Raw genomic sequence first — 22,828 nt, forward strand, 5'->3', positions numbered from 1 at the left:
TGTCCTCCTCTCTTTGATTTCCCTACAACTACAACCAAAGATTGGAGCACAAAGCTGGCCGCTTTGTCTACTTTTACAGAAATTAGCCTACACTACCATCAAAAGAAGAAATGAGATTTATGATAATCGACCGGTTTACTTCTCTCTTTCTTTAGTCGCTTTTCGAATCCCAACCCTGACTTCTGGAAGCTCAATTGATTTCTTAAGGAGGTCGATCTTCCTCTCCAGTTTCTTCTGAAGTTCATCGCTTTCTTTATTGATCATAGCTAGGAATCTTTGAAGATATTCTTCTTGAATGACATCGATAGGAAAATCTCCCTCAAGTTCTTTTGACCTTATAGTTCTATGTAAAAGCAAGTGCTTCGTTGGTTTCAATTTGTATTGTTTTCCAGCTACGCGACATTCGTAGATAGATCCAGAAAATATCAGGAGAGGGTAGATCAAGGATAATCTGACTCTGTTTTGAGGACAAGACTTCTTAAATTCTTCCACAAAATATATCGTGGCCTTTACGAGGCTTTCAACTGAGGAATATAAATCATCATGGGACGTGATCCATTTTCCTTTGTCCTTCTTCAGTCTACAGAACTGTCTCGCTATCCACTGCGGATTAGCGCTGTGATGAAACGTGTCGAATCGCACGTGACTAGAGATTGGAGTTTTCCATTGAGACGTGGCATTTTCAAATACAACTTCAGGTTGACCCGTGAACACAGCAGGGGCCATCCAATCTGGCACAGATTCTTTTTGGCTAAAAAAGACGACTGGGTATAAATTATTTTTGCATTCAGCAAGCAATTCGGTAAATAGACAATGATTAAATTCTTCATTAAGTTCTCTCACGGACAAAGCCTTTATGTCTATCTCACGTGATTTTCCCGTATCTTGGTCTTGATACTGTTCGTTTGGGGTGACTGAAAAACCGCACTTCTCGATAATAGGGCAAAGCCGCTGTTCAAGAAGATAACCAGACCTCTGTAATGCCTCCATTATTTCAGTGTTAGAAGGTTGCTCATTACATCCTCTCAGGTTTTTAACTCCATCAATAATACTGCTTTTCCTAGTGTTTTCTTTCATTTCAGACGCTTTCTCCACCCGCTATTCTCGCCTCTTTCTCCGAATGGAGCGGAATGGGCTCTTTAAACTTCGTTTAAAGCATGTGCGCATCTTTCTTCTGCCGGTACCATAGAAGACGCTGGCGCTTCTCGTTTAATGCTTCCATCCTCTTTCGAAAGCAATTTGGTGCAGTCCGTTATCTCTGTGATCAGGCGGGTGAGGCGGTGGGTCTTTTTCTGCCATTGTTTTTCGGTCAGCTTGGCGATGTGGCCGTCAAACAGTCAGTCGAGAAATTCCCTATACAAAAGCGAGCGTCCCCATCGGCCGCCCCTTTTTATTTGAACCCGCTTTCCGCCCTTCAGGAGAAACCTTCCGTAATAATCTCTCCGGACTTTCTTCTGCCAGCCTCGCTCTTGATTGCGGAAGAAGATAGGACATGCTCCCGAAGAAGAGGGCAATGACACATTTTTATTCGCTCTCTGCTTTACTGCCTGATGTTTGCAGTGCAAGACCTGACCAAGACTTGACACCAATTCTCTTCTGGGTTGTTATGCCGTGCGGTTCGCATCATCCTCCTTGTAATTGGCTGCGAGAGCGTCGTGGAGTGCACGAATGTTCTCGATTCCCTCGTTGCCGGCGAGGGTTTCCACGTTAAAGCCGAGGCAGATGTCGATGTCTTTCTTCGACATGTAGTTGCCGTGGATCAACAGCTCACGGATCTGGTCGATGGCATCGGGGTATTCGCGTTCTTCGGGGTCATGGCTCTGGAGCAGGAATTCGCGGTAGCAGTGTTCGATGACGCACCTGGAGTGGGTCTGGATTTCGTCCACCGCGCGGAGGACCTCGCTAATCTTGATATCAAGAGCGTCTTGCGTACTGAAAAAGATATTGCCGTTGGGGTGGGCGGCGTCGTTGCGGTCGGTCACAAGCTTGGCGTACGTACCGATCTTGCCGTTGTCGCAGGCGATGAGCTTAAGGAAGCGCAGGATGGTCTTTTCGTTGACGGTACTGAAGACGAAGGGCGAGGTGGCTTCAAGTAACGCCTTCTCGTCTCGCGCGAAACCAATCAGCCCTTTTTCGAAATCCTCAGGTCGTGTTTTCTTGATCTGCCAGATGTTGAAATAGACGAAGCTCATGGTGAGCATGTGGTAGGCAAGGAACGCGAACTGGAACTTGCCGTGGGTGTAGTTGCTCTCGAAGGCGTCCCAGAGGAACTTGATGTATTCCTCCTCTTTGGGGCTCTTGAAGGAGAGCGGCAGGTAATTACCTAGGTCGGCGGCTTCTTCCATTTCTCAATCCTCTGCCGGGGCCGGTTCATCTTCGCCCCAGACGCGGGCGAGGGTGGCCAGGATCTTTTTCTCAAAGCGCGAAATAAGTTCGCGGTTGGCGGCGACCAGCGCCTGTTCGGTTTCGATTTCGGCGACGATGGCTTGTTGGGTGGCGAGGGGCGGAAGAGGGATTTTATAGTTCTCCACAACTGCTCTTGGAACACGCTGCAATCCTCCGGTTCCCGTCATCTGCGGTGTAGCCCACGCCTGAAATGCTTGCGTTGCGACACACATAAAAACCCACTCCGGGAGGAGACCATCGGTAGGTCTCAGAACATAGAATTCACTTGAGCCGAAACCGATGCCATTGCGGAGCCCACGTGCTATGCCGGCCTTTCCGTTTTCAAAACAAGGCGTCACCTTCGCCAGAAGGACATCGCCGTCTTTGAAGTAGGTGTAGCTCGTGGTCACCTCGTCTAATTGCTTCGTTTCCCTTGGTTCGAAGAACATCTCATGCTCGCCGATGTCTGACATAGGGACGAATGACACGACTGTTGAACCTTCAAGGTCAGCAACCTCGGACTTGCGGGGATTCACAATGCAAGCCTCGCCAAGCTCCACCATCGGCCAGTCGGGGTGGATCGGAATGTGGGGGCGGTAGTTGTCTAGGACGGCGCGGGCGCCGTCAATGACTTTCTGGTAGCCCTCGATCTCCGCCACGATCTCCATCTGTGCCTCCAGCGGTGGCAGGGGAATGGTGATTTCACTGAATTCGAGACTAATGCCTCCAATGATGCCTTTGATGTACGGCCTGAGTTTGTCTTGAAAGGCACTGGCCCGGACCGCGCAATAAAGGTAGTAGGGATGGATGGATTGCTTCGCCCGAAGAATGAAGACGTGCTCATTCACGGCAGATGGCATATCATGGGTAAAGAAACCGGTCTTTCCGGTGGTCGCACCATCTTTTACGATGAGCACATCGCCTCTTTGAAGAATGCCCTTTTTCATTCCTCGAAAATGATCTTTAGAGATGTACTTCATCTTGTTTAAACGGATGCTTCCTTTTTCGTCAATCTGTTCCCCACCAATGCTCGGGATGCCTGAGTCAATAGCACCGCCTTTCTGACGCGAGCCGCTTTCAATTACGGCAACCGCCCCAAGTGGAACCATCGGAAAGTGCGCGGTATCAGCACCATTCTCCCGATACCGTTCTCCGCTGAGGTTGTAGTCGCCATTTGCTGTGACCTTTTCTTTCGGCACGATCAGACCGCAGCTGATCTGGACCTCTGCGGTGGGTTTGCGGCTACGGAGGGCCTGGAGACAGGCGACGAGTTCGGCCTGGACCTGCGGGATGTCATTCTTTTCGATGGCGCGGCGCTGGGCGCCGAGACCGAAGCCATCATTCTCGATCTTGAAGAAGGCGATGGTGTCGCTCTGCCGAGCGAGAGACTTGTCGAGGATGAGGATGGAGGTCTTCACCCCGGAATAGGGATTGAACACGCCCGCCGGCAGGGAGACGACGGCGACGAGGTAGTTTTCGACGAGCATCTTACGCAGTTCTTTGTAGGCGGTCTGGCTCTGGAAGATGATGCCCTCGGGTACGATAATGCCGGCGCGGCCGGTAGGGGTAAGGTGCTCCGCCATGTAGTCAACGAACAGGACTTCACTGCGCTTGGCCCGGATGGAGAAGCGGCGGTGAGGTTTGATGCCGCCTTTCGGCGACATGAAGGGCGGATTGGCGAGGATGACGTCGGCAACCTCGTTCCAGCGCTCCTCGGAAGTGAGGGTGTCGTATTCGTAGATATGCGGATCAGTGAAACCGTGGAGGTAGAGGTTCACCAGGGAGAGGCGCACCATGTCGGGCGAAATGTCGTAACCTTTTATGTTATTGGCGAGGCGGCCGCGATCGTCGGGCGTGAGCTTGCTGTGGCCCTTGTCGTCGGTGTTGGCGCCGAGGATGTGCTTGTAGGCGGATATGAGAAATCCGGCGGTGCCGCAGGCAGGGTCGAGAATGACCTCGCCCTTCTGCGGGGCCACGACCTCGACTATGAAGTCAATGATGTGGCGCGGCGTGCGAAACTGGCCGGCGTCGCCCTGTGAGCCGAGCACCGAAAGCAGATATTCAAAGGCGTCGCCCAAGCGCTCGGAGTGGTCGTACTCGAACTCGTCGATGATCTTTAGAAACGCCCTGAGCGTCTCGGGGTCGCGGTACGGCAGGTAGGCGTTTTTGAAGATGTCCCGGAAGAGCGGCGGGATGCCGGGATTCTCGGGCATCTTGGTAATGCCTTCGGCATAGAGGCCAAGCATCGTGTGGCCGCCAAGGCCGGGACTCATCAGCTTCGCCCAGCCGTAGCGGGCGAACTCGCCGGTGAAGAACTTCCGCTTACCGCCTAGTTCCTCGGACTCGGCATCCATATCATCCATAAACTTGTAGATCAGCGCGATGGTGATCTGCTCGACCTGGGACTTCGGATCGGGAAGCTTTCCGACGAGGATGTCGCGGGCGGTGTCGATGCGGCGTTTGGTGTCGTTGTCGAGCATGAGATCCCCTTCAAGCGGCGAACTGGTTCAAAGAGACGTAGTCCTTGATGTATTCAGGGACGAGCGTGCGGTACTTCTTCGGCACGGCTCGGAAGTCCCGTGTCGAGAACACGGGGTTGGTCGCAAGATCAGTGAACTGGCGGGTGTCGATGATGTCCCTCACGCGCCCGCTGGTGACGTAAGCCTTGAAGTAGTTCTTGATGGCCGGGATGGCGGTAGCTTCTTCGGGCTTGTAGTCGGCGACGAACTTGGCGAATTCTTCCTCCAGCAGCTCGTCTTTGGATTTGAAACGCGGAATGAGGCCGAAGATCTTTTCCAGAATCTCACGCAGTGTTATGCGGCGGTCCACGGCAGCAGCTTTGCGCAGCTTGTCGAGGGTGTAGTACTCCTCTGGCTTGTCGAAGACCTCGCGGTTCACGTAGTCTATCACGCGATCCCACTGTCCGGCCTCGACGGCAGAAGCGACGGTTTCATCGGCGCGGATTGTGTCTTCGAACTTCTCGAAGAACATGCGGTCGATCTTCATTCCCTCGAAGCCGATAGTCTCTTCGTTGATCATGGAGAGGATGTCGGCGCCCAAGTATTGGTAAGTGCCGCCCACGACCACCGGGCCTTTGCCTCCTCCCTCGCCGGGGCCCATTCCTTTCGGCCGAGGGAGTTTCAGTACTTCGTCGTAGTTGAACTTCTCCTCGAAGTATTCGCAGTTGGCAAAAAAGTCAAAGAGCTTGAAGGTTTTCTTCAACGGTTTCTGCACAACGTCCCTGAGGCTGTCATCGAGGAGTTGGTCCAGAAAGTTGTGTGTACGCGTGCCGCGTCCCTTGATCTGGATGAAGTCTGTGGGTGAAAAGATCGGACGGAAGAGACCGAGGTTCAGGATGTCGGTGCAGTCGTAGCCGGTTGTCATCATGCCGACCGTTACGCAAACCCGGGCTTTGCTGGTTTTGTAGGCAGGCAAGAAGTTACACGAGCCGAGCAGGTTGTTGTTGCTGAAGTTAACGGTGAATTGTTGGGCATCGGGTATCTGTGAGGTCACCTGCACGGCGAAGTCAGACTGGTATTTGCCGGGAAACATGCGGTCGGCCATCTCGTTGAGAACCTTTGTCAGTTTGGTAGCGTGGGGCTGGCTGACGGCAAAGATGATCGACTTGCCGATTTCGCCGCTGACCGGGTCGCGCAGGGCGTTCTCAAGAAACGTCTTGCAGAACAGTTGGTTGGTGGCGTCCGAAAAGAAGCGCTTTTCGAATTCGCGTTGCTTGAAGGCCTGCTGTTGATCCTCGCCGGTATCGTCCGCGAACGAAACGATGAAGCCCTCTTCTGAAAGAAGTTCGGTTGTGATCTCGCTACGGGCGTCCACCACCGTGGGACTGATGAGGTAGCCCTCCTTCACGCCGTCCAGCAAAGAATAGCGGAAGGTGGGTTGGCTGTTCTCGCAGCCGAAGGTGCGGTAGGTGTCCAGCAGCAAGCGACGCTCGGCCTCGCGCGGGTCGCGGGTGCCCGGATTCGAACTGTCGAATCTGCGGAGGTAGTCGCGTGGAGTGGCGGTGAGGCCCAGCTTGTAGCCGATGAAGTAGTCGAAGACGGCTCGGGCATTGCCACCGATGGAGCGGTGCGCTTCGTCGGAGATAACGAGATCAAAGTCAGTCGGCGAGAAAAGCCGTTGGTACTTGTTGTTGAATAGCAGTGACTGCACCGTTGTAACCACAATCTCCGCCCGCTGCCAGTCGTCTCGATTCTCCTTGTAGATCACCGCCTTGAAATCGGCGGACACCAGCGCGATAAAGGCTTTCCGGGCCTGTTCCTCCAGTTCGAGCCGATCCACCAGGAAGAGGACGCGCCGTACGTTGCCGGAACGGAGGAAGAGCTTGATTACGGCAGCGGCAGTCAGGGTCTTTCCGGTGCCGGTGGCCATTTCGAACAGGAAGCGGTCCTTGCCTTCGCCTATTGCGGCCTGAAGGCGATGGATGGCCTTGAGCTGATAGGGCCGGAGAAAGCGAAGTTTGTTGGCCTGGATGTAGCCGGGCCGCTCCGCTTCAATCCGCCACCCTGCCTCGGATCGGTAGTTCGGGCGCTGGGTGAGAACGATGTAATCGTCGCCCACTTGCTCCTCCACCAGACGCTGTGGGTTGGGCGTGATCTTCTGGTAGCCGACGACCGAGTCGGGTGTCGGAAACGAAGTGATGATGTAAGGGTTGCCGCGTTCGAGATCCCAGAAGTAGTGCAGATTGCCGTTGGAGAGGATGACGAAGCGGCAGTTCTGTGAGCGGGCGTACTTGCGGGCCTGCTCCTTGCCGATCAGCGGATCCTTTTCCTCGGACTTGGCCTCCAGGACGATGAGCGGGAAGCTTTTGGCGTCGAGCAGCAGGAAGTCGATGAAGCCTTTTTTGGTTTTCTCGAAATTGTTCCCAAGGGCGTCCAGATCGATTGATTTGATGGCGACGCCCGGTTCGAGGCGCACGTTGGGGGGCTTGTTCCCCTCCGCAAAGAAACGCCAGCCAGCCGCTTCAAGCAGCTTGTTGATCTTGATTCGAGCTGTGGCTTCTTTCTTGGGCACTTACATTTCTCGCTCAGCGATGGTGGTCAGGTGAAGAAGGGGTCGGGCCTACACTTTTGACGAGTCGCCTGCTCTCTCCAGCGAATCCAAGCAGTGGACAGCATAAGACTCTGATAATCGGGGACAGCCATTTTGCTGCTTCCTTATCATTTTCCGGTAGGTCGCCCAGTGCGGCAACATCATACCACTGAGTGTGAAGAAAATCAATCGGAATGCAGACCACAGGTGACAGTCCACGGTCCACAGGGAATCAAACAAAAAGGCGGAACGAGAAGGATAGTCGGGAGGGAGGAGTCGGGAGACTGGGGTGAAAATGGGTTCAAGGTCCAATGTTCAAGGTCCAAAGTCGAAAGAAGCTACCTCTGTTTGCTCTGTTTGCTCTGTTTGCTCCTGTGGATCCTTTCTTGGCGTGTCGGCGTTCAAAGAATTTCTTTGTGCCTTTGTGTCTTGGTGGTTAGATTTCGTCTTTTCTCCGTGCTCCTCAGTGGCCTCCGTGGTGAATGAACGGTTTCAGGTTTCAAGTTCCAGGTTCCAAGTTGAGCCGAAGCGGCGAGAGCAAGGGAAAATCGAAAGTCGACAACAGAGAGTAGGAGAAGGTTTCTTCAAGACGCCTGCTCAAATTCCTATGCAATTTTCACTTCGAGTTTCTTTCCTAATGCAGAGGCTGTCTTTTTCAGCGTGGACAGCTTCACATCTTCCGCATGGTTTTCAATCCGGGAAATTGCGGTTTTCTTGGTCCCGATCCTGCGAGCCAGTTCCTCCTGGGTCAAGCCCGCCGAGACGCGAGCCTCGCGAAGGATCACGCCAATTTTGAATTGTTCGTACCCCTCTTCGTAACCTTGGGCAAATTCTTTCTCTTTCTTTTTTCTTTTCTTGACGTATTTATTGAGATCGCTCATTTCTTTCTCCTTTCGAGGAAGTCCCGCCTCATGGCTTCGGCCTTCCTTATTTCAGATATCGGGGTCACCCGGCTCTTCTTCATGAATCCATGAGTCAAAACAACAGTGGCATCGTCAGCAAAGAAGCAGAGAATTCTATATGTGTTCGAGCCAAATGTTATTCGGCACTCCCAGATTTCTTCAGTTGCGACCAACTTCTTGAAATATATCGATGGAACCCTTTCCAGGTCCTCCACAAGCTTGAGAACCCACGTCACCTTTCTGGCAGCCTTGCCTGGCAAAGAGTCTAAAAACTTCTCGATGGGACATTTCCCTTCGCCGGTCTTGTAGAACATCACCGTTCTCATATCAGCAGGTTAACATGTATGTTAACTGAAGTCAAGAGATGAACGCTACGGGAAGGAACAGTTCCAGGTTCAAAGCATGCCCCGGACCCTGATCCGGGGTTTCAAGTTGAAAAAGATGCAGGTAAGATGCAAACCACAGGCGGGATGCCCATGCCACCGGGAAAGCGAGGAAGGTTCATATGACCACGCGAGCCGCGTGGCAGGCATGGCTGCGCCGCGTATTCTGGATTCCCGCCTAAGGCCTGCGGGAATGACCCCGGATCGGAGTCCGGGGCAGGCTCGTGAAAAATCCGTGTGCATCTGTGTCGTTATCTGTGGTCAGAAATTAGTTCAAGGTTCAATGTTCAAAGTTCAAGATTCCAGTTCACGGGTCCAAGCGGAAAGACCTATTGGAGATATGGCTGACTACGTGGCCCACGTGGTCAGTCACGCGTTTCGCGTGATTTCCTCTGTTTGCTCCTGTGAGCAGGTCTTTTAGCTGTAAAGGCAAACCACAGGCGGGACGCCTATGCTACCAAACAAGAAGAACAGTTTCAGGTTCAAAGTTTCAGGTTGAAAAATTGCAGGTAGGATGCCTGCGCTACGAAAGAGGAAAAGTCGAGATGAGGAATTCTTTTACCAGAGCGCCCGTTTCCGCTAGTCTTTGGCCGTTCGCCTTGAAAAAGGCGCCGTTTTGGCGATATGATAATGCAGAAGGCGGGACGAGCTGAGGTTGGGGGAACCCGCCGCAAAGGGAGAAGGGCGGAAGGCGAGTTTGCCTTTCGCGCGAGGGAGAAGCAGTATGACGGGAGACAAGCATAAGAACAGGTTTTTTATCTCTGAAGACGGCGGCGTTTCTCTGCCGGCGGAGAGTCTGTTCGAGAAACTTGTGACAATCGCGATTTTCAAAGAGCCATTTTATGCCTATCTTTCCAAGGCAGTCCTCGATGCCGAAGGGATAGCGTGCTCGATCTCCGACGAGGACACTTCGGGTTTCAGCATTTTCTCGCGCGCTAAAGCGGGTTACCGACTCAGGGTGACGGAATCAAAGGCCGAGAAAGCCATCCACCTGTTGTTGCAGGAATCGACCGAGGAGTAAGTTCCAGCACTCCCACAACGTAATCCCACATCGAATCTTTGGCGCAATACCGCAAGTTCACAATTAAGGCGGAGGGGCAACGCATTTGGAAACAGCTAAAATCGGATACAGGAAAATGGCTCTGATCGGGGTCGGCTGGTTCGGCCTGACTTTCTTCTGGGGCCTCCATACGGGGCCGATGCCCCTCTTTCTGAAAACCTTTACCGACTCGAAATTCAATATCGCGATGGTGCTCAGCCTCGCGGGAGTTTCCGGATGCATCGTGCCGCCGATCGTGGGCTACATCAGCGACCGCAGCCGCAGCCGCTACGGCCGGCGCCGGCCCTACATTTTCATGGGGAGCATCGGTGTTCTCCTGTGCATCTTGAGCCTGCCGTACGCCCATGCCTTCTGGTTGGTCGCTGTTTTGTGCGGAACAACCTACTTCTCGCTCAGGTTTTCGGAGACTCCCTATCTGTCGCTGCTGCCCGACGTCACGCCGCCCGAGCAGCGCAGCACCGCAAGCGGAATCATGAACCTTTTTGGCAGCGTGGCGTTGATCTCGTTCTTCGTCATCAGCTTCAGCCTGTGGGAGAAGTACCCGAACATGGTATTTCGTCTGGTTGCCGTTGTCTGTTTCGGAGCGCTGCTGCTCGCAATCAGCCTGCTCGCTGAACCCGGGATCGCTGCACGATCCTCCTCCGCAAGCCGACCATCTGTGATCGGCTACCTCCGGAATATCATTAAAGAAGGAAACGCGGTCGGCTTCTTTTTCGCGCAGTTCTTCTGGTGGCTCGGCTTCTGGATGGTATCGGCGTTTGCCACGCTGTTTGCGGTCGAAGAGCTGCGGATTCCCGAGGGCGAGGCTTTTTTGGTGCTGGTCGCCTTCGCAATTGTGGCGACGCTATTCGTGGTGCCACTCGGAATGATGGGAGACCGGTTCGGACGAAAAGGGATTCTGTCGCTGATGGTCGCTCTGTGGGCGGTAACGGAGCTGCTTGTGGGCTTCTCTCAGAACCTGACGCAGGCCGTCATCCTGGTGGGCTTGACCGCAATTCCTTACGCCGCCGTTATGGGCGTGGGATATGCCTTTTTTCTGGACCTGATCCCGCGGGAGCGGACCGCCGAATTCGTCGGCTTCAGCATTATCAGCATTGCAACCTCGCAGATCATCGGACCGCTCGTCGGCGGGAAAATCATCGATACGCTCGGCTACCGCTCACTGTTTCCCGTAACGGCTGCTTTCATGGTCGTGGGGCTTGTGCTTCTCCAATTCATCCGACCGCGGAGGGCGGTCGAGGCGATGCCGGTTCCGGACCAGGCCTGAGCCGTTCGTCTTCTTCCGATGCATGAACAGGCTTCAGATGCAGTTTCTCCAGCAATTTCACGAAGCGCTGCCCGAAATCATCGATCAGCGAGTAAGCGACCGGAACGATGAACAGCGTGAGCAACGTCGAGGAGATGAGCCCTCCGGCAGTCGCTACACCCATCGGACGGCGGGATTCAGCGCCGGCGCCCAATCCGAGCGCGATCGGCAAGACGCCGCCGATTGTCGAGATCGCTGTCATCAATATCGGGCGCAGACGAATACCAGACGCCTCGATAACCGCTTCACGCCGCGGCATACCTTGCCGGCGCCGCTGATTGATGAATTCGACCAGCAGAATCGAGTTCTTCGTCGCGATGCCCACCAGCACGATTATCCCGATGAAACTGAAAATGTTGAAGGTCATGCCGGCGAGAAGGAGTGCGCCAAATGATCCGATAAAGGCGAGCGGAAGCGCAAGCAAGATGGTGAACGGGTGAACGAACGAGTTGAATTGCGCAGCGAGTACGAGGTACGTGAACACGACCGACAGGAGAAGGGCCATCAGCAGTGCGGTGAAGGATTCCATCATGGTCTCACTCGTGCCGGCAAGCGCCGTGCTGAATTCGCCGGTCAGGCGCCGCTCCGAAATGGCGTTTATCTTTTCCAGCGCCTCGCCGAGCGGAAGGTTCTCGGTGTTGGCAGTGAGTGTCACTGATCTCTGGCGGTTAAACCGGTTGATTTCCGCCGGGCCGACTGTCTCCTCAAAATTGAGAATGCTGCTGAGGCGAATCAACTCGCCTTTGACATTACGGACATAGATGTCATCGATATGCTTCGGCACCTCGCGGTCCGCCGCCTTGAACTGTACCACCACCTCGTAGGATTCGCCCCCCTCTTTGAAATCGGTGATATCGTCTCCGCCCAGCAGAACGCGCATCGCTTGAGCGGCATCCGCGATCGAAATGCCCATATCGGCCGCACGATTCCGGTCCACTTCGACGCGCAGTTTCGGTTTATTTATTTCCAGATCGCTATCTACGTCCACGAGTCCCGGTACCTGATTCATGTCGGCCATCATGTTCTCGGCGCCCTCTCGCAGGGCGTCGATGTCGGGATTCAAGAGTACGAACTGCACCGGCTTGTTGCGCCCCTGCTGAATCGGGGAGGGCTCCGTCAGAAACACCAGAAAGCCGGGTATCTGGTTCAGCTTCGAGCGAAGGTCGGCCATAACTTCCTGCTGGCGCCGCTGGCCCTTGGCCTGTCGCTCCCTCAGCGGATGCAGCCGAACAAACGACATGGCCTCGTTCACTTTCGAGACGGTCCGTGACATCCCGATGGCGGTGAAAAATGTTCTTACCTCCGGCGTCTCTTGCAGAATCGCTTCGACTTCGCGCAGATACTTGTCCGTGTACTGCACCGTCGCCCCCTGGGGGCCCTTCATGAATATAATGATCGATCCCCGATCCTCGGGCGGTGTCATCTCCGTTCCGAGCGACAGAAAGAAAAAGACGCTGATAATAACGCTGGCGAGGCCGACCGCAACCATGAGCGCGCGGTGTCGCAAGCAGACGCGAAGCGCCGAGCGATAGCCTTCCCGCATGCGCCTCTCCCAGCTATCGACCGTTTTCAGAAGGAATCCCTCTTCTTTTCGGGCCGAAAAAAACTGCGAGTTGAGCATCGGCGTCAGTGACAGCGCGATGAAGGTGGAGAACGAAACGGATATGAAAACGGTCAGGCCGAATTCAAAAAAGAACCTTCCGATCAGGCCGGTGACGAAAGCGACCGGAATGAACACGGCATCGAGTGCAAGCGTAGTTGCAATTGCGGCGAACGCGACTTCGTTCGTGCCGGTCAGGCTCGCCTGCACCGGGCCCTTTCCGAGGGAAATATGACGCGAAGTATTCTCGACGACTACGATGGCATCATCAACGATTACACCGACGGCGATAACCAGTCCGAGCAACGTCAGGTTGTTCAGCGTGAAATCAAGGAAATACATGACCCCGAAGGCGGCCAGGATCGAGGTGGGGATGGCGATGGCGACAATGATCGATCCGCGCACGCTCCCGAGGAAAACAAAGACGACGAGCGATGCCAAAATCGCTCCCTGTATCAGCGATTCTTTCGCCTGATCGACAGACTCGCGCACGTACTCGGATGCGTCGAAGGCGACGGTGACCTCATAACCCGGCGGCAGATCCGGCCTCAGCTTATCCAGTTCCGCTTTGACCGCGTCGGCGACGGCGACGGTATTCGCCTGGCTCTGCTTGACGATCCCCAGCCCGATCGACGGTATCCCATTAAAACGGGCCAGCGCGCGGTAGGATTCCGGTCCCGGCGTTGCTTCGCCCACGTCGCGCAGCCGCACCGGCGCGCCTCCTCGATATGCCACAATCAGATCGTTGAACGCGCCGACCGATTTGAACTGGCCCTCGGTCTTGATGACATATTCCCGAAGCTGTCCCTCGATGCGACCGCTCGGGATCTCGACGTTCTCCGATCGGAGCGCGCGCGCAACGTCATTGATGGTAATGTCATAAGCGGCCAGCCGCTCCGCATCGAGCCACAGGCGAACCGCGAAGCGCGTCTGGCCGCCAATGGTTATCTCGCCGATGCCTTTCAGTTTTTCAAGCCGATCCTTCAGGACGTTCTCGGTGAAGTCGTTAATTTCGATCCGGCTCTTTTCGGGATGAGTGACCGCAATCCACATGATCGCCTGAGCGTCGATATCAAATTTCTGGATGCGAGGCTCATCGATTTCATCGGGAAGATCGCGGCGAATGGCTGACACTTTATCACGAACATCCTGCGCCGCCACATCGATATCCCGCTCGAGCTCGAATTCGGCCGTTATCGAAGCCCCACCCTCGGCGCTCACCGATCTGAGCGTCTTGATTCCTTCGACGGTATTGACGACCTCCTCGATTTTGTCGGTGACTTCTGTTTCAACAATTTCAGGACTCGCGCCGGGATAAGTAACATTGATATTGACAATCGGCCAGTCCACGTCGGGCAACTCGCGCACCGGGAGGCGCATCAGCCCGATAATACCGAACACAATCAGCACCGTCGTCATGACCGCCGCCAGAACCGGCCGGCGTATGCTCACCTCGGGAAGAAACATGGCATATCCCTGAATATCACTTTGTGCCGTTCTGTCGGTCGCTCCGGCGCACGCGCACCGGATATCCGTCGGCAACTTTTTGCTGGCCTGCAGTGATTACAACCTGTTCGCGCTCCAGACCCTCGAGCACCTCGACCATTCCTTCCAGATGCTGGCCGAGAACCACTTTCTTCAAATGTGCTTCCGTATCATTCACTACGTATACAAAAGTTTCGCCCTCGCGCGGCACAACCGCCGCCTCCGGAATCACAATCGCCTGCTCGTGCACCTCCAGGACCAGGCGCACGGTTCCAAATTGACCCGGCTGCAGCAGGTTCTCCTTATTGGGCAAGCGCGCCTTCAATTTGACGGTTCGCGTGGCCGGGTCCGTCGTGGGGCTGATGTAGGTGGTTGCTCCCGAGAATATCCGCCCGGCAATCGACGGCATCTCGAAAATAACGGATTGTCCCGTCGAAAGTCGACTGCGGTATTTCTCGGGGACGGAAAATGCAATTTCTATGGGGTCCAGCACAACCAGCTCGACCAGCGGCGTGCCCGGCTCGACCAAATCGCCGGGACTCACCAGGCGCTCTCCCAGGACGCCGCTCAGAGGGGCTCTTATGTATGCATCGGCCTCATTCTCCTTTGCCATGCTGATCCTGGTCGCTGCAGCCGCCGCCTCTTTCTCGGCTCGCCGAAAAGCCGCCTTTGCTTCTTCAACCGCGGCCTGCGCACTGTCGTAAGCTGATTTGGATTGAATGTATTGAGATTCGCTGATTATCCCGCTTTCGAAAAGCTCTTTGTCGCGCCCGTAGGTGCTCCTCCTGTTTTCCACTTCCGCCTCGGTCCGCTTTATGGTCGCCTGGGCTAGGTCCTTCGCCGCGAGCGCGGTCTGCAGCGCCTCTTCGGCCTGCTGCACTCCGAGAAGCAGCTTTCGGGTATCCAGTTTCACCAGGAGGTCGCCCTGCTCGACCTGCTGGTTTTCAACGAACAAAATCTGCTCGACGATCGCACGAATCTCCGGCGCGACTTTTACGCGGTCAATCGCCTCGAGCGAACCGACCGCCCGCACGACCACCTGCACGTCCTGCACAGTTACCGGCGAGGCGTCAACAAGAGTCACGCGAGGCTCTTTGTTCGTCTCCACCGACTTCTTTTCACTGCACCCGTCAAAGAGCGCGATCGAAAGCAAAACACCAAGCACAAGCGGTGAAACAGCTATTTTGCTGATGCGGGGGCTCATATTCTTCTTCCTGTTATTTTCGGGAGAAAAGCGTTTTCCGGCCATACGCGTTATCAATCAATATTCCCGGCCGATCGAATCGATTTCCGGCCGGCAAATTCCCTGCAAAACAACCCCATTCAAAAAGATTCTTTTGATCTCACTCGCCAGTTGGTCGGTTGAACCCTCGTTACCCGACCGCAGCCACCGCACGAGGGCGCTGTTGCTGACGGCCTCGAATGCCGTCGCGAGAGCGTCCGGGTCGACCTTGATGAAAACGTTGCAGGTCGTGCCTCTGCGGAAAATTTCCGAGAGCCAGCTAAGGTAGCCTTCATATAAGGAGGTCACTCCTTCTCTCAGCTCTCGCTGAAAACTGTATCCCATGCCTCGAAATTCGCTGACATAGATCCTGAAAAACGCCTTGTTTGCAAGAAAATATTCTATCTTTGTGTCGATCAGGCGCTCGATCTGCGTCAGAGGATCAGCCGTTTTCTCAACCGATTGTCTGTATTTTTGAATGAATTCGCCGACTTTATGCTCGACGATGCGCTTGTAGATTTCGTCTTTGCTTTTGAAGAAGGAGTATAGGGTTCCGACGGAAAATTCCGCCTCTCTCGCGATCTCCGACACTTGCGCGGCAAAGAAACCCCTGCGGGAGAAAACCTTCTCGGCTGCCTCCAGGATTTCGCATTCGCGGCGGAGTCGTTCTCGCTCTTTTCGGCAGAGCTTGCTGTGTTGGGGGGTGATCTGCGCGGTCATATGAAGAATCCGATTCCTTGAATTGAGATTCATTTTATGAACTTGCGTTCGGAAAGTCAAGTTGCGGCACGCCCTGAAAAGTACGCGCCGGCACATTTACAAAAAATCCCGTTTTTGGTAAGATGCCTCCGGAAACAGGTCTTGGCTAATGACGAAGAGGGTACGTGATAAATTTCTCGGTTCGATCGTGGGCTGTGCGGTCGGCGACGCTCTGGGCGCTCCTTTTGAAGGGCTCCCGCCGCCATCCATTCAAATCGCCGGCGCCGCCGAAATCCATTTTAGAAAAATTGCCGGCTACCCGCTTGGCCAGTATACGGACGACACGCAGATGACGCTTGCAATTGTGAGAGCGATCTGTCGCGCCGGAAAAGTTGACGGCGCCGAGATTGCCGCCGAGTTCGTTCGATTATGGAACACGGGCGAAATTGTGGGCGCCGGAGCAAGTTGCAGCGAGGGCGTCTATAACATCTATGAACGAGGAATGAAGTGGTCAGAAGCGGGAACACCTATCGGACGCGCCGGTAACGGGGCGGCGATGCGGGCGGCTCCGATCGGGCTGTGGAACTGTTTGCACCCCGACCGCATACCGCACGACGCCGAAATCTCCAGCATTGTCACTCATAAGGACCCGCGATCCATCGCCGGCGCGATAGCCGTGGCAGAAGGGGTGCGCCTGAATCTGGCTGTCGAATCTCTCGATCCCGCCGATTATTTGAAGAAAATCAGCGCCGCCGTGCGCCCGGCCAGCACCGTTTTCTCTCGATATCTGGACCTGCTTGGCCGGTGGATCACGCTCGAGCCGGACGAAGCGCTTCGGCTGATTTATGCGTCGGGCGAGCCCGAGGTTGGCCCGCGCCAGCCGCGGGGGATCAGCGGGTATGTGATTCCCAGCGTGCTGTGCTCCCTCTTTTTCTTTCTGAAGACGCCCCGCGATTTCCTTGCAACCGTTATTGGAGCAATTCGAGCCGGCGGCGATACCGACACAACAGCCGCCATCGCAGGAGCGATCAGCGGCGCGCTCAACGGGATACAGGCGATCCCTTGGCGGCTCGTGGAAGCGCTTAAAGATTCTCAGGAGATACTGGCGCTGGCGGAAGAATTTTACGAGGCCGCTGCACGGAAAGGGCAAGTAAAGGATTGATGGCATGAGGCATCGCAGCTCCTTTTCGCTTGATGGCGCCGATTGGCGCGTGGGATACAAGAAAATCTATGACGGTTTTGCATCGGGCACAATAGCCGAAGCCGAGAAGATGACCGAATGGTTTAAGGCAACCGTTCCCGGCAATGTTCGCGCCGATTTGATGGCCGCTGAACGGCTGCCCGACCTGTTCGTCGGGACAAATAATGAGCGGGCGCAGTGGGTGAACGACTGTGTGTGGTGGTACGCGAAGAAATTCGCGCCTCCTACAGCCAAATTCAAGCGGTACTTTCTTGAGTTCTGCGGAATCGATTACCTCAGCCAGGTCTATCTCAACGGGCGCAAACTCGGCCAGCACGAAGGCATGTTCGGCCACCATCAGTATGATGTCTCCTCGATCATCAAGGAGCAGAACCTCATAAACGTGCGGATCATGGGGTCCTCGTTCCTTCCGAAACCTTCGATATCGCCGTGGGAGCGACTGGTTTCGAAAATCGGGAAACCGCTCCAGGGCGGCGCCGAAGTGTTTCCCGAACGGATAGAGACGCTGAAATGTCAGATGAGCTTCGGCTGGGACTTTGCTCCCGATATGCGCACGATGGGAATCTGGGACGAGGTCAGCTTGATCGGGTGCGGCAACATTTTTATAGGGCAAACCTCCATCACGACCAATGTTTTTCGAGAGCTGGGCACGGCGAAACTGCAGATAAGACTTCTGCTGAACTCCGCGGTCGCGACGCAAATCCGTCTCGTCGTCAGGCTGCGGCCCGCGAATTTCTCCGGTTCCGCTCACAGCTTCAGCTTTACCGCCTTTGTAAAGAAAGGCGCCGAGATCATCGAGCGCAATATTGCACTGGAGGACGCGCGCCTGTGGAACCCGTGGGACAGGGGCGAGCCGAATCTTTACGAACTTGCAATCAGCGTGTATGAAGGCGACACGATCAGCGACCAGGTGGTCGAACTTGTCGGGATCAGGGAAATACATCTCGAGCGCAATCCGCAGACGCCGCGGGGGAACCTTGACTGGACCTTCATGATCAATGGGGAACGGGAGTTTATCCGCGGCGCCAACTGGGTTCCCGCCGATTCGCTGATGGGCCGCCTGCGAAAGCAGGATTATGAGGAACTCATCGGCATGGCCAGGAAAATCCATGTCAACATGCTCCGGGTCTGGGGCGGCGGGCTGCGCGAGAAGAGGTACTTTTATGAAATCTGTTCGCGCGAGGGCATCCTGGTGTGGCAGGAGTTTCCCTTTGCATGCCTCTTTCTGGGGCATCTTTCGACGAGCGAATCCTTCCTGCGGAGAGCCGAAAAGGAGGTCGCCGCGATTGCAAAGACGGTGGGTAATTATCCCTGTGTTGCGGCATACTGCGGCGGCAACGAATTGAGCCCCACCCGCAATAGCGCGCTGCTTACCCGGGTCGCGCAGACCGTGAGGGCGATCGATCCCGCCAAACTATTTATCCCGGCCTCTCCCGGCAAGGGTGATACACACAACTGGTTTATCTGGCATGGCTGCGGCAATATCCGCGATTATCGCAGCGACGGCGCCCAGTTCGCCAGTGAATTCGGACTTCAGGCCGTCCCCTCGGTCGATTCCCTGAAACGGTTTGTGACCGACGGCTCGCTTTGGCCGCCGGGCGAAGAGTGGGAATATCACCGGGCGGACCTGAGGAAACTGGAACGATATGTCGGGCCGGCGGCCAGTTTTGAAAAGCCGGAATTTTTTGTTGAGACCAGCCAACGCGTTCAGGCATTTGCGCTTCAGACCGCGATTGAACACTATCGAAGACGCAAGTACGAGTGCAGCGGCGTCATCTTCTGGCAACTGAACGATCCCTGGCCGGCGATCTCCTGGAGCGTCGTCGATTATTACCGCAATCCGAAGCTGGCCTACCACGCGCTGAAGGACATCTACAACCCGATCCTTGTAAGCCTGAAGTTCGATCTGAGGCGGCACGAGCCCGGAGAAATCGTCCCAATCGAGGTGTGGGTTATCAATGACTTGCTGCAATCGCTCGAAGATTGCCGGCTCGATGTCTCATTGAATGAGAACGGCAAGCCAATCATGAAACTGGGTTTTGACATTGGAACAGTCCCTCCCGACACCTCGCAGATGTCGCTCCACTTCAGCCTCAAGATGCCCGCCCGCCGTTCAGCCTGCATGCTGGCCGCAGTGTTGCGATCCGGCGAGAAGGTTGTCTCAAAGAACGCCTACGATCTGAACATGTGGGATGCGGGCGAGCCCACCTGGTGGGACCGCGCCTACAATCGCATGGGCGGGTGGGTCTTGAAGTGATTGCCGTCCCGAGAGTGGATAGAAGAGCAGCGAATCGCAGCTTCTTTACGGATCGCTTCTTTGATGTCGTTTATTCGGGAACGCCATCTTGAATTTTTTGAAATGTATACGTCCTTTTTCCTCGCTGTTTCAGCCGAAACAGGTTGCCGCCGGTTACGCCTTCCATGATATTCTTCTCTTTCATGTGATGATCGCTGAACGACAAGATCCCATCCGGCCGTAATACCCGGTGCAGTTCTCGCAGGATGCCTGCCTGGTCACCGAGCATATGAAAAATATCATAGAGCAGCACGACGTCGACCGATTCCGTGTCCAGTTGAGCGGGACTATCAGCAAGAATCGTCTGAACATTTTTCAGGCGGTTCGCGGCGGCGCGTTGTTTCACTTTCTGTATCGCCTTTTCATGGAGGTCCAGAGCGTATACCTTTCCCGATTCGCCGACGATTTGGGCCGCCGCAATCGTTAGGCTGCCGGGTCCGCATCCGTAATCGAGCACGTGGTGTCCCGGTCGGATATCGACTTCGGCCAGCACCAATTCCGGCGGGCGAATCAGGTCCCGGATTTTGAAGATAAACGACATGCCGGCGAAAAAGGCGTTAGGCATCGGCTTGTCCATCATCGATCCTCCCTCCAGAAAATTATAAGGCGGTGCAGGCGAACGGGAAGAGGCCTGAACGTGAAACCTAAGCTTCTACTACGATGGTGGGGCCGGTACGATACTGCTCGAGCGCATCTTCGTCCAGCCTCACGCCCCAGCCCGGCCCTGTTGGAACGCGGGCGAAGCCGTCCGAATAATCAAGCGGATCCACTACCAGGTCATTTTCCAGCATGACATGCCCGAAGAGCTCGATGGCGTGTCCGAGCGAATGATATTTTGCCGCCGCAAGATGGATCTGCATAGCTGACGCAATGCCCAGCGTCTGATTGTGTATCACGATCCCAATGCCGCGCTGTTCGGCATAAGTTATCGCGCGAAGGGCATTCGTGACGCCGCCGGGACGTTCCGAATTGATGCCGATGACCCCGACGGCCTTAAGCTCGACAAGTGTGACGATGTCCTGCAATGAAAAGCAGCCCTCGTGCGCCATGAGCGGCGTATCCACCCGGCCCTGCACGTAGGCCATTCCCGGGTAATCGGTGGCGCGAACCGGTTGTTCGGCAAAATCGATTCCGAACGGCTCTATCGCCTTGATTGCACGGATCGCCTCGGGCGGAGAGTAGGCTTGATTGTAATCGACTCGGATGCGAACCTCGTTGCCGAACGCCTCGCGAATCGCGTCGACGATCCGCACGTCTTCCTTTATGCTGGCGCCGAGTTTGAGGCGGAAAGTCTTGAATCCTTCCCCATTAAAATAGCGGGCGAAGGCGACCATCGATTCGATGTCCATCAGGGCAATCAGGGCGGCCAGGGGAATTTTATCGGTCGACCGGCCGCCGATGAAGTCGCTCGCAGGCCTGCCCGTGATTCGGCCCATCAAGTCGTAGCAAGCCATGTCGAGCAGTCCCTTTGCCACTTCGTTGCGGGTGACGTTTATCTCCATGCGGTGGCGAATGCGTTCTACGTGAAACGGGCTTTCGCCAACCGCATACTTGCCGAGGGCGCTGTGAATCGCGTCGATGATTTGGGCGGGGGAGACGCCCGTCTCAGGCAGCCACACAAACGCCTCGCCGAGTCCGACACTGCCGTCGTCGGCCGTTACTTTGCAGATGACAAACTCGCCGCCGAGCCATGCCTCTTCCGCGGCTATGGCCATGCCCAGTCCTCCGGCGCCCGCTTGCATCGCCTGCCTCACGGTCTCGAAGAACGGCACATATATCGGCGTCAGTTCGATGCTGGTGATCTTGATATCCGATTTTCCGTTGTCCATTTTCCCGCTCGCTGAAAGAACCTTGTGCCATGCTGCTCGACGGAGTATATCTTATCCGGAGGAGTAAATCAAAAAGCCTGCGTGTTCAGTCGCCCAGTGGGTCCGCGCCGGGCTCCACCTGCGGGAGGGGAAGCAGTTGTTCTCTCTTCGGAAAGATGAGAGACGCGACGACCGAGCCGAGGAGGATGAAGGCGATGACGCCGAGCGCCAGGACGACCGGTATTTCGATGTACTCTGAACACATCATTTTTATGCCCACAAAGGCGAGGACGGCGGAGAGGCCGTAGTTCAGGTGGTGAAAAAGCTGCATCATTCCGCTCAACGCGAAATACAATGCCCGCAGTCCCAGGATGGCGAAAACGTTGGAGCTGTATACGATGAAGGGATCGGTCGTAATGGCGAGAATGGCGGGAATGGAATCGAGCGCAAAGATGATGTCGGTGGTTTCGATCACGAGGAGCACGACAAGAAGAGGAGTTGCGACGAATCGACCGGCATCTCGGAAAAAAAACCGGCTGCCGACGTATTGCTCGGTGATCCCGAAGAAACGGCGAAACAGCCTGAGGACCGGATTCCTCTCAGGATGGATTTCCTTTTCTTTTTCGAACGCCATCCGGATACCGGTTATGACGAGAAATGGCCCGAAAACATATATGATCCAGTGGAACCGCTCCATCAGCGCCACGCCTGTCGCTATGAAAACCGCTCTCATCACGAGGGCGCCCAGGATGCCCCAGAAAAGCACCCGATGCTGATGAACGCGCGGGACACTGAAGTATGAGAAGACGAGCAGGAAGACGAACAGATTATCAACGCTCAGCGATTTCTCGAGCAGATAGCCGGTCAGAAAATTCAGCGCCGTTTCGGGTCCCTTGACGAAATAGATGCCGACGTTGAACAGCAGCGCCAGAATTATCCACAGAACCGTCCAGAGCAGAGACTCCCTGATCCCGACAGCGTGCGCCTTTCGGTGAAAAAAGCCGAGGTCCACGGCCAGCATCGCGAGCACGAAAAGATTGAATCCAACCCACGCCAGAAGCTGGTTTGACATCAGTACTCGACTCCTTTTGCCGTTGAGGCCGTTCTTTTACTTCTCACCTGCTCTCGCACTGTCCCGAAAGAAAAAAACCTTTGCTGCACCGAATATTCGATATTCGCTGCGGCAAAGGTCTTGCTTGCTAGAAACCGCATTAGCCAGCGCTACCGGCCTGTCATGAACGGGCGTGTTGACGGCGACGCTGAACAGCTACTCCCCTTATTGCTAATAAGGTAGCATCTTCATGATTCTTTGTCAAGCGGCGGCGACTGACACCTTAGGGCTTACGCATCTAAATCGGCCCTTGGGGGCGGATTTTTGCTGACTGCTCCTTCTTATTGGCTCTGTTGGGTTTCCTTTGTGGTTTTGGAGATG

Annotated in this window: 16 protein-coding genes; 4 read left to right on the plus strand and 12 right to left on the minus strand. The window is 55.1% G+C overall.

Annotated features, from left to right (window positions below):
* Positions 1-135 precede the first annotated feature (135 nt).
* From C4520_17255 to C4520_17280, 6 genes are all read right to left on the minus strand, one after another.
* Positions 136-1,077, minus strand: a complete 942-nt coding sequence (locus C4520_17255) for a hypothetical protein (protein ID RJP17176.1) — start codon at positions 1,075-1,077, stop codon at positions 136-138.
* A gap of 527 nt (positions 1,078-1,604) precedes the next feature.
* Entirely contained in the window at positions 1,605-2,345 is a 741-nt protein-coding gene (locus tag C4520_17260; GenBank protein RJP17177.1) for a hypothetical protein, read from the minus strand.
* A 3-nt stretch (positions 2,346-2,348) separates the two neighbouring features.
* Entirely contained in the window at positions 2,349-4,865 is a 2,517-nt protein-coding gene (locus tag C4520_17265; GenBank protein RJP17178.1) for a restriction endonuclease subunit M/S, read from the minus strand.
* A gap of 10 nt (positions 4,866-4,875) precedes the next feature.
* Complete coding sequence (locus C4520_17270) at positions 4,876-7,416, minus strand: DEAD/DEAH box helicase (GenBank protein RJP17179.1); 2,541 nt, start codon at positions 7,414-7,416, stop codon at positions 4,876-4,878.
* 623 nt (positions 7,417-8,039) lie between these two features.
* Positions 8,040-8,315 (minus strand): XRE family transcriptional regulator, encoded by a 276-nt coding sequence (locus tag C4520_17275; protein ID RJP17180.1) that lies wholly within the window; start codon positions 8,313-8,315, stop codon positions 8,040-8,042.
* Positions 8,312-8,662, minus strand: a complete 351-nt coding sequence (locus C4520_17280) for a type II toxin-antitoxin system RelE/ParE family toxin (protein RJP17181.1) — start codon at positions 8,660-8,662, stop codon at positions 8,312-8,314. The genes C4520_17275 and C4520_17280 overlap by 4 nt, the downstream gene beginning before the upstream one ends.
* Before the next feature lie 781 nt (positions 8,663-9,443).
* Between C4520_17280 and C4520_17285 the strand changes: the two genes are divergently transcribed.
* Together C4520_17285 and C4520_17290 are read left to right on the plus strand one after the other, a co-directional pair.
* Positions 9,444-9,740, plus strand: coding sequence for a hypothetical protein (locus C4520_17285; GenBank protein ID RJP17182.1), 297 nt, complete (start codon positions 9,444-9,446; stop codon positions 9,738-9,740).
* Positions 9,741-9,855: 115 nt separating this feature from the next.
* Complete coding sequence (locus C4520_17290; GenBank protein RJP17183.1) at positions 9,856-11,046, plus strand: MFS transporter; 1,191 nt, start codon at positions 9,856-9,858, stop codon at positions 11,044-11,046.
* Here the strand turns inward: C4520_17290 and C4520_17295 are convergent.
* Genes C4520_17295 through C4520_17305 form a run of 3 tightly spaced genes read right to left on the minus strand, consistent with a single transcriptional unit; the run spans position 10,994 to position 16,208 of the window.
* Positions 10,994-14,152 (minus strand): efflux RND transporter permease subunit, encoded by a 3,159-nt coding sequence (locus C4520_17295; GenBank protein RJP17184.1) that lies wholly within the window; start codon positions 14,150-14,152, stop codon positions 10,994-10,996. The genes C4520_17290 and C4520_17295 overlap by 53 nt on opposite strands.
* Before the next feature lie 16 nt (positions 14,153-14,168).
* Positions 14,169-15,419 (minus strand): efflux RND transporter periplasmic adaptor subunit, encoded by a 1,251-nt coding sequence (locus C4520_17300; GenBank protein RJP17185.1) that lies wholly within the window; start codon positions 15,417-15,419, stop codon positions 14,169-14,171.
* Positions 15,420-15,431: 12 nt separating this feature from the next.
* Positions 15,432-16,208 carry a TetR/AcrR family transcriptional regulator gene (locus C4520_17305; protein RJP17186.1) on the minus strand — a complete coding sequence of 259 codons (777 nt, stop codon included), beginning with the start codon at positions 16,206-16,208 and terminating at the stop codon, positions 15,432-15,434.
* Between the two features lie 52 nt (positions 16,209-16,260).
* Between C4520_17305 and C4520_17310 the strand changes: the two genes are divergently transcribed.
* Positions 16,261-17,253, plus strand: a complete 993-nt coding sequence (locus C4520_17310; protein RJP17187.1) for a hypothetical protein — start codon at positions 16,261-16,263, stop codon at positions 17,251-17,253.
* 4 nt (positions 17,254-17,257) lie between these two features.
* The gene (locus C4520_17315; GenBank protein ID RJP17188.1) at positions 17,258-19,549 is read left to right on the plus strand and encodes a hypothetical protein; all 2,292 of its coding nucleotides are present in this window, start codon (positions 17,258-17,260) and stop codon (positions 19,547-19,549) included.
* A 70-nt stretch (positions 19,550-19,619) separates the two neighbouring features.
* Here the strand turns inward: C4520_17315 and C4520_17320 are convergent, their stop codons facing one another.
* The 3 genes from C4520_17320 to C4520_17330 form a co-directional block, all read right to left on the minus strand.
* Positions 19,620-20,129 carry a class I SAM-dependent methyltransferase gene (locus tag C4520_17320; GenBank protein RJP17191.1) on the minus strand — a complete coding sequence of 170 codons (510 nt, stop codon included), beginning with the start codon at positions 20,127-20,129 and terminating at the stop codon, positions 19,620-19,622.
* A gap of 103 nt (positions 20,130-20,232) precedes the next feature.
* Positions 20,233-21,417, minus strand: a complete 1,185-nt coding sequence (locus tag C4520_17325) for a hypothetical protein (protein ID RJP17189.1) — start codon at positions 21,415-21,417, stop codon at positions 20,233-20,235.
* Between the two features lie 85 nt (positions 21,418-21,502).
* Positions 21,503-22,468, minus strand: a complete 966-nt coding sequence (locus tag C4520_17330; protein RJP17190.1) for a TerC family protein — start codon at positions 22,466-22,468, stop codon at positions 21,503-21,505.
* Positions 22,469-22,828 lie beyond the last annotated feature (360 nt).

The organism is Candidatus Abyssobacteria bacterium SURF_5 (assembly GCA_003598085.1).
Lineage (GTDB): Bacteria > Abyssobacteria > SURF-5 > SURF-5 > SURF-5 > SURF-5.